This window comes from Leptothrix toolikensis (SeqCode), from assembly GCF_057922285.1.
The window spans coordinates 1-6787 of record NZ_JBYSVC010000109.1 but is presented as its reverse complement, the minus strand read 5'-3'; the positions used below and the strand labels follow the sequence as shown (position 1 = coordinate 6787).

At 59.4% G+C, this 6787-nt stretch carries 6 protein-coding genes; 2 read left to right on the top strand and 4 right to left on the bottom strand.

Going from position 1 to position 6787, the window contains the following annotated elements; all coding sequences use genetic code 11:
* The 3 genes from AC3VI7_RS11785 to AC3VI7_RS11775 all read right to left on the bottom strand — a co-directional run.
* Positions 1–1313, bottom strand: a 1313-nt coding sequence (locus AC3VI7_RS11785; protein WP_489671552.1) for an alanine racemase, incomplete at its 3' end; no start/stop codon positions are given.
* Positions 1310–2404, bottom strand: coding sequence for an ATP-grasp domain-containing protein (locus AC3VI7_RS11780; protein WP_489669322.1), 1095 nt, complete (start codon positions 2402–2404; stop codon positions 1310–1312). The genes AC3VI7_RS11780 and AC3VI7_RS11785, both read right to left, overlap by 4 nt.
* The gene (locus AC3VI7_RS11775) at positions 2401–2670 is read right to left on the bottom strand and encodes a PqqD family protein (RefSeq protein WP_489669321.1); all 270 of its coding nucleotides are present in this window, start codon (positions 2668–2670) and stop codon (positions 2401–2403) included. Before AC3VI7_RS11775 ends, AC3VI7_RS11780 begins: the two co-directional genes overlap by 4 nt.
* Before the next feature lie 177 nt (positions 2671–2847).
* Here AC3VI7_RS11775 and AC3VI7_RS11770 point away from each other — a divergent pair, with 177 nt between their 5' ends.
* Complete coding sequence (locus AC3VI7_RS11770) at positions 2848–3753, top strand: hypothetical protein (protein ID WP_489669320.1); 906 nt, start codon at positions 2848–2850, stop codon at positions 3751–3753.
* Between the two features lie 65 nt (positions 3754–3818).
* Positions 3819–4382 carry a tetratricopeptide repeat protein gene (locus AC3VI7_RS11765; RefSeq protein ID WP_489669319.1) on the top strand — a complete coding sequence of 188 codons (564 nt, stop codon included), beginning with the start codon at positions 3819–3821 and terminating at the stop codon, positions 4380–4382.
* Here AC3VI7_RS11765 and AC3VI7_RS11760 read toward each other — a convergent pair.
* The coding region (locus tag AC3VI7_RS11760) for a sensor domain-containing protein (protein ID WP_489671551.1) at positions 4325–6787 on the bottom strand (2463 nt) is incomplete at its 5' end. The genes AC3VI7_RS11765 and AC3VI7_RS11760 overlap by 58 nt on opposite strands.

Below are 6787 nucleotides of genomic sequence, written 5' to 3'. Positions count from 1 at the left end.
GTGTGGATCATCACCACCGCTGGGCGGTATTCGATGAACTGCATCCACTGGGTGTTGTTGTAGGCCCCGACTGGCGAGATGACCAGCTGATCGCCGGGTTCGAGCGGCGGCAACTGCACGCTGTTGCGCACCACGTCGATGTTCATGCACATCGGACCGTAGAGCACCGTTTCACGTGGCTGACCGCGCGGCGGCGAAGCCAAGCGCACGGGGTGGTGATACCAAAAGGCGGTAAAGAGCAGGTTGATGCCCGCGTCCAAGATGGCGGCCGGGGCCCCACTGGGCAAAGTCTTGCGCCCCACCACCGAGGTAATCAGCACTTGAGCGTCATCAACCACCGCCCGACCGCTCTCAAAGATCAGCTGGGGTCGCTCAGCTCGGTAGGCGGTGCCGGCCAAGAAGGCGGTGCAGATCGCTTCAGCGAATTCCTCAGGCTCCGGCACCACTTGATCGGGCGGCAGATAGACGCCTTGCAAGGCGTTGCGTGAGGGCAGGCCACCGCCGATATCGAGGTAATCAAGTTTGATCTGGCCGTCAGCCTCAATGCGCTGCATCAGTCCGCACAGGATCTTGACTTGCACGGCGTAGGCGCGTGGATCAAGGATGAAGGTGCCGATGTGGTTGTGCAGCCCTACCAGCTTGAGATGCGCGCTGGCTTTGACACGGGCGATGACTTCCAGCGCCTGACCCGACTCCAAGTTGAAGCCGAAGCGGCTCCAAGGCTCGGTAAAGCCGGTGGCAAAGTTCAGGCGCAGGGCAATCGGCACCACTTCGGCGCGCTCACGGGCGATGGCCTCGATCAGATCCAACTCGTCAAGGTGGTCCACATGCAGATGCGCTCCTTCAGCGATGGCCCGCTCCAAGGCAGCGCGCGGCTTGTTGGGGCCGTTGAAGAGGATGCGATGGCCCGGCACCCCGAGACGGCGGGCTTTTTCGTACTCAAAGCGCGAGACCACTTCGGCCCATGAACCTTCTTGGTGCAGGACGTTGCAGATCGCGCTGGTGTAGTTGGTTTTGTAGGACCAGCCATGCACGGCCGAGACGCCCCGTGTGGCAAAGGCCTGTTGCAGGCGACGGATATTGCTGCGCAGGCGCTTTTCCGAGGTCACAAACAGGGGTGAGCCGAAACGTTCGACCAGCTCGGCGACCAAGACACCGTCGATGTGGTCTTGGGCTTCAGAGCGCACCCGGCGTTGACCGAATTTATTCAATTGATTGAATTCAAGCGGGGTGATGCGGGGGGCTTCCCAAGTGGGTGTGGTCGTGGTTGTGGTCGTGGCGGTGGCGTGGGCGGGGGTCATGGTGGTACTCATGGTGCGACTCGGGGCGAAGGGCGATGGGTGGTGCCGTACAGCGTGACGTTGACGATGTCGGCCATGGGCACGATCAGCTCGCGGGCATGGCGGATGAAGCTCACACCAGGTTGCGGAGCGGCCAAGGCGAGATCGGCCACTGCAGTGCCCCGCATCAGGGCTAGCAGGGCGGCCGGTAGGTTGCGGCCCACGCCGTGCGAGAGGTAGATCCAAGCTGGAAAACGGGGATTGATCTCGATCAGGTGCAAGGTGCCGTTGGCGTCGCGCAGCATCTCCAGTTCCAGCGGCCCGCGCCACTTCAAGGTCTGCATCAGTTGCTGAGCGGCAAGCAGTAAGGTTTGATCGTCAATGACCACGCCCGCCCAGGCTTTGCCTTTGTCGGTGAGGGCTTGTTTGCGCATCATCACCGGGCCGATCAGCGCGCCCGTGCCGTCACCCAAAGCGGTCAGATTGACCTCCTCACCGGCGACAAACGCTTGCACCAGCACGGGGTAACCCCAAGTTTTGGCGATGTGGTGGAAGCGGTAAGCGGCCTCGGCAGGGTTGTGAACCACGTAGGCGTCGTAGAACACGCCCTTGACCACCAAGGGGTAGACCCAAGCCCCTTCTTCTTCCAGCGTGCAGCGCTCGAAGAAACCGGCATCGCTGATGGTGCGTACCCTGGGGGTAGCGACGCCGGCTTGTTCACACAAGGCGGGCAAGCGGTCTTTGTCGCGGCTGCGCAGTTGCGCCCGGCTGGGTAACAGCATGCGCACGCCACGCTGGCCCAAGCGGCCTTGAAGCGCGATGAAGTTGGGCAGCTCCGAGTCCAGGCTGGGAATGATCAGATCGATGGGCTGCTCGTCCAAGATCTCGTCGAGCCGTTCCATCAAGGCTTCGCTGCCCGCCGCTGGATAGGGCAGCAAGTAGCCGCCATCACAGTCGTCGGGGTGATAAAGGCCGGCGTCGAGGGTTTCATAGCCCAGACCGAGGATGCGCCCCGCAAAACCGGGTGTTTCGCTCAGGCAGCGCGCCACCGCCAAGCCGGGGCCGGGGTTTTCGGGCTTGGCGTTGATGCCCGTGACTGCAATCGTCCAAGGCAGGCTGTTCATGGCAGGGTGCGGCGAAGATGTTGAAAGAAGGCCTCGACACCGACGGTGATCACCGTCGATGGTTGGGCGTAGTTTTTGGCGAGCTGGCTGATGATGTCGGCTTGCGAGTGCCCAGCTTGGGCCAGTTGCAGGGTCTGGCGAGCACTCGGGTTCAGGCTGTAGCTGCGGCCTGTGCGGGTGTCGAAGGCATGGCTATCGTGGCTATCGCCTTGCTGTACCCCACTTAACACCAGATCTTTCAGTCGCTGTGAATCAACGCTTTGCATGATGTTTTCTCGATATGTTGATGTGTTGATGGTCAGCTCGTGGCATGAATGCATCGTATAAATAGATCTGGTAGTGCGCTAGAAGATAGATGGGAGAAATCTTGGAGATATCTGGTGTAACTGGTGTGTTCGTTGATTTCCAAGATTCATCCTTGATTGATAAATAGGATGTCGATCATGAAATCTACGTATCCCAATCATCGTTGGCGCATCACGCTGGCTTTGGCCGAATGGGCCTTGGCATTGACACCTTATGCCGTGGACGGGGTCGATAGCGCAAGCTCACAAAAGCAAGGTTTCAGAACCAGCGGCGTCTTTTTTGATGCGCAATATTTAGAACGCGGTGGCGTCACACTGGGCGTAGCGCGCACGGGGTTGGTCGGTCAGGCTTGGGAGCAAAACGAGCTTTTTGGCTCGGCCCGCATGCACCTGACCCCCGATGGCTTGGCGGGCCGCTTGACCTTGCGTGGCGATATCTACGCCATCGACAACAGCAATCACACCGATGTGACGCACGAAAACAATGCCGTTCGGGTTGTGGCGGGGTCGTTGACTTATCGCAGCTTTGAGCAGCCGATCACCCTGACCTTGGGCTATGCCGACAGCCGCTACGGCGACAGTGCCTTGGGTAACCCCGCTTTGCGGGTGCGGCAGCTCCATCCGGCCATCGAGTGGGGCCTGAACGATGGGGCTGATCGTCTGAGTGTGGGGGCGTTGTGGATTCGCTTTCCCGCTTCAGTGCGTACCCAAAACCTGTCAGGCACCGAAGCCCTGCAAGCGCGCTGGACGCATGACATTCAAGCTGTGGGATCAGGAATCGGTAAAGCGTGGTGCCCTACCCAGTTCAGTCTCAGTGGCCGGGTGGGGCGGGGGTTGTATGGGGTGGATGGCGAGGCAGCGACGGTTTATACGCAATCGGACATGCAGCGCGGTGGATGGGGTTGGGGTGCGCAGTGGTCGTTGCTGCCGACCACCGATCTGCATGTTTCTGGGGGCCGTCACGCCTATGAAGCCGTGAGCCAAGGTACGACGAATCATTATTCTGTGTCGCATATCTACGTGGGTGTGCGTTCTGTTTGGTAATCGAAGGAAATGTCATGAAGTTAATTAAAAAATCATGGGTGATTGTTGTGTTGTTAGCATCTGGCATGGCTTATAGCCAAACGCAGAATATATCGACTGCTTGGTCGGAATCCTATAAGCAAGAAGCTGCTGGTAAATATGCACTGGCTGAGGCCGCACTTGATCCGGTGCTGCGTGAAACGCCTAACCATGTTTTTGCTTTGATGCGCAAAGCGTGGCTGAGTTATCTGCAAGGTCGCTACAACGATGCCCTGCGCGACTACAACCAAGCTTTGGTCGCCAACCCGCGTTCACTCGAAGCTCGCTTGGCGCTTAGTTTGCCGCTCATGGCCCAGCAGCGCTGGAAGGAAGCGGAACTGGAGTTGCGCAAGGTGATCGCCTCATCGGCTTGGGACTACACCGCCCATAGCCGATTGCTGGTTTGTGAAGAAGCGCAGCGCCAATGGCCTGAACTGGCACGCCATGCGGCCGAGCTGGCCGAGCGCTACCCCTCTGATGCCAATGCCTTGGTCTATTTGGCACGGGCTTACAGTGGGCAGGGCGATGTGAAGAAAGCCCGCGCTGCCTACGCTCAAGTGCTGGAGCGCATGCCGACCCACGTTGAAGCCTTGGCAAAGGTCTCGAACTGATCCACGGGCAGGGGCTTGCTGTAGTAATAGCCCTGAGCCTCATCGCAGCCTTGCTCGCGCAAAAAAGCGAGTTGTTCAATGGTTTCCACGCCTTCGGCAATCGTTTGCAGGCCCAAACTCTTGGACATTTGGATGATGGCGCTGACGATGGCTTTGTCTTCGGCGTCGGTGCTGATGTCGCGCACGAAGGACTGATCAATCTTGAGTTTGGTGACCTTGAACTTCTTCAAGTAGCTCAGCGATGAATAGCCGGTGCCGAAATCGTCGATGGCCAAGTAGACGCCGCGTTCGTGCAGCTTGTTCATCACCGCGATGGCCGCTTGCGGATCGTTCATCGTCACGCGCTCGGTCAATTCCAGCGATAGGCAGCTGGGTGGCAGCTCGGCTTGGGCGAGGATGCGGGTGATCAATTCGGGTAGATCGGGGTGACGGAATTGCACCGCCGAGAGATTGACCGAGATCACCAGATCTTTCAGCCCGCCGTCATGCCAGATCTTGGCTTGCTGCACCGCATCGCGCAGCACCCACTCGCCAATGGGCAGGATCAAGCCGCAGTCCTCTGCCACCGGGATGAACTCGGCGGGCGAGATGGCTCCGAGTTGGGGATGCTGCCAGCGCAGCAGCGCTTCGGCCCCGGTGAGTCGGCCATCGGCCAAGGCGATTTGTGGCTGGTAATGCAGACTGAATTCATGGCGGTCCAAGGCATGACGCAAGGCATTGATCAGTTGCAGATCACGCGCTGAGCGCGCTTGCATCTCGCGGGTGAAGAAGCAGTAGCCGTTGCGGCCGTCTTGCTTGGCGCGGTACATGGCGGCGTCCGCATTGCGCGAGAGCGTTTCGAGGTCGGCTCCATCCTCGGGGTAAATCGCAATGCCCATCGAGGCCGTGACGTTGAGGTCATAGGCCTCGATCTGGTAGGCCTTGGTGACGACTTCGAGCAGTTTTTGGGCCACATGTTCCGCACCTTGAGCATCGGTGTTGGGCAGCAAGACGATGAACTCATCACCGCCTAAGCGCGAGATGGTGTCTTCGTCGCGCAGGCTACGGCGCAGTCGCTGCGACAGCTCCACCAGCAAGGTGTCGCCCACGCTGTGACCCAAGGTGTCGTTGATGTCTTTGAAGCGGTCCAGATCAATAAACATCAGGGCCAATTGGCCGTTGCCATGCTTGGCCAAGCTGAGCGAGTAGCGCAGCCGTTCCTTGAGTTGACTGCGATTGGGCAGCCCCGTGAGGGCATCAAAGCGCGCCAAGAAATCCATGCGCTCTTCGTCGCGCTTGCGCTCGGTGATGTCGTGGACGATGCCCAAGGCGGAGCGCCACTGCCCGCTGGCGTCAAAGCTCAGCTCGGCCCGCTCTTCCAGCCAACGGACGTCGCCGTGGACTTGGATGCGATGTTCGATGTGATAAGGCGTGCCTTGCATGGCGGCCCGCCAAGCGTTGTCCACCGCCATGCGGTCTTCAGGATGCACATAGCTCAGGAAGTCGGCATAGGTCACCGGGTGACCCTGCGGCAAATCGAAGATGCGATAAGTCCCCTCGGACCACTCCAGCGCCTCGTGGGCAACGTCCATGTACCAGCTTCCAATACGGGCCACCGCTTGAGCCCGCTTGAGGCTGGCTTCGCTGCGTTGCAGGGCCAGTTCGATGCGTTTTTTCTCGGTGATGTCTTCGTAGATGCCGAGCACGCCGATGACTTCCTCGGCCCTATTGCGCAGCGGCACTTTGGAGGTCTTGAGCCACAACGGCGTGCCGTTCGGTGCGGTTTGCGGCTCTTCGTAAGCCAGTTTCCCCTGCCCGGAGGCCATGACGTCGCGATCATCGCGGCGATAAAGCTCAGCCTGCGCATACCAGCTCAATTCAGTATCGTCCTTGCCGATCACCTCGGAGGGTGAGTTTTTGCTGGCATCTTGGGCAAAAGCCGGGTTGCAGCCCAGATAACGCAGCGCTGTGTCTTTCCAGAAAATTCGCAGCGGTGCGGTGTCGATGATGGTTTGGAGCAAATTGCGCGACTCGGCCAAGGCGTCTTGGGATTTTTTCCGCTCCGTGATGTCAGAGAAGAATGCGGCCATCCGGTTGGGGCCGGTTTGAAAAGCATGAACCTCAAAAGCGCCTTGGATACTGCCTTCGGCATAGACGATTTGTTCGGTGTGAAAGCGCTCGCCCGTGGCGGCAACACGTCGATAAGCCGTTGGAATCTCGGTGTGGATCAATCCGGGAAAGGCTTGCTCAATGGTTTGGCCGATAAACGACTGGTTGTTCACCCCCAATATAGTGTCGGCGGCGGGGTTGGTGTCCATGAAGACCAGTCGGCCATCGGTTTGGAGTTCGTAGAGATGGGCGCCGAACGGGGCGTTGTCGATGATGTTGCGTAGCGACATCTCCGCCAGCTTGCGTTCGGTGATGTC

Excerpts from the sequence above, each read along its gene's own strand:
- AC3VI7_RS11780 (WP_489669322.1), bottom strand. The coding sequence starts at position 2,404 with ATGAACAGCCTGCCTTGGACGATTGCAGTCACGGGCATCAACGCCAAG.
- AC3VI7_RS11770 (WP_489669320.1), top strand. The coding sequence starts at position 2,848 with ATGAAATCTACGTATCCCAATCATCGTTGGCGCATCACGCTGGCTTTG.
- AC3VI7_RS11775 (WP_489669321.1), bottom strand. The coding sequence starts at position 2,670 with ATGCAAAGCGTTGATTCACAGCGACTGAAAGATCTGGTGTTAAGTGGG.
- AC3VI7_RS11765 (WP_489669319.1), top strand. The coding sequence starts at position 3,819 with ATGGCTTATAGCCAAACGCAGAATATATCGACTGCTTGGTCGGAATCC.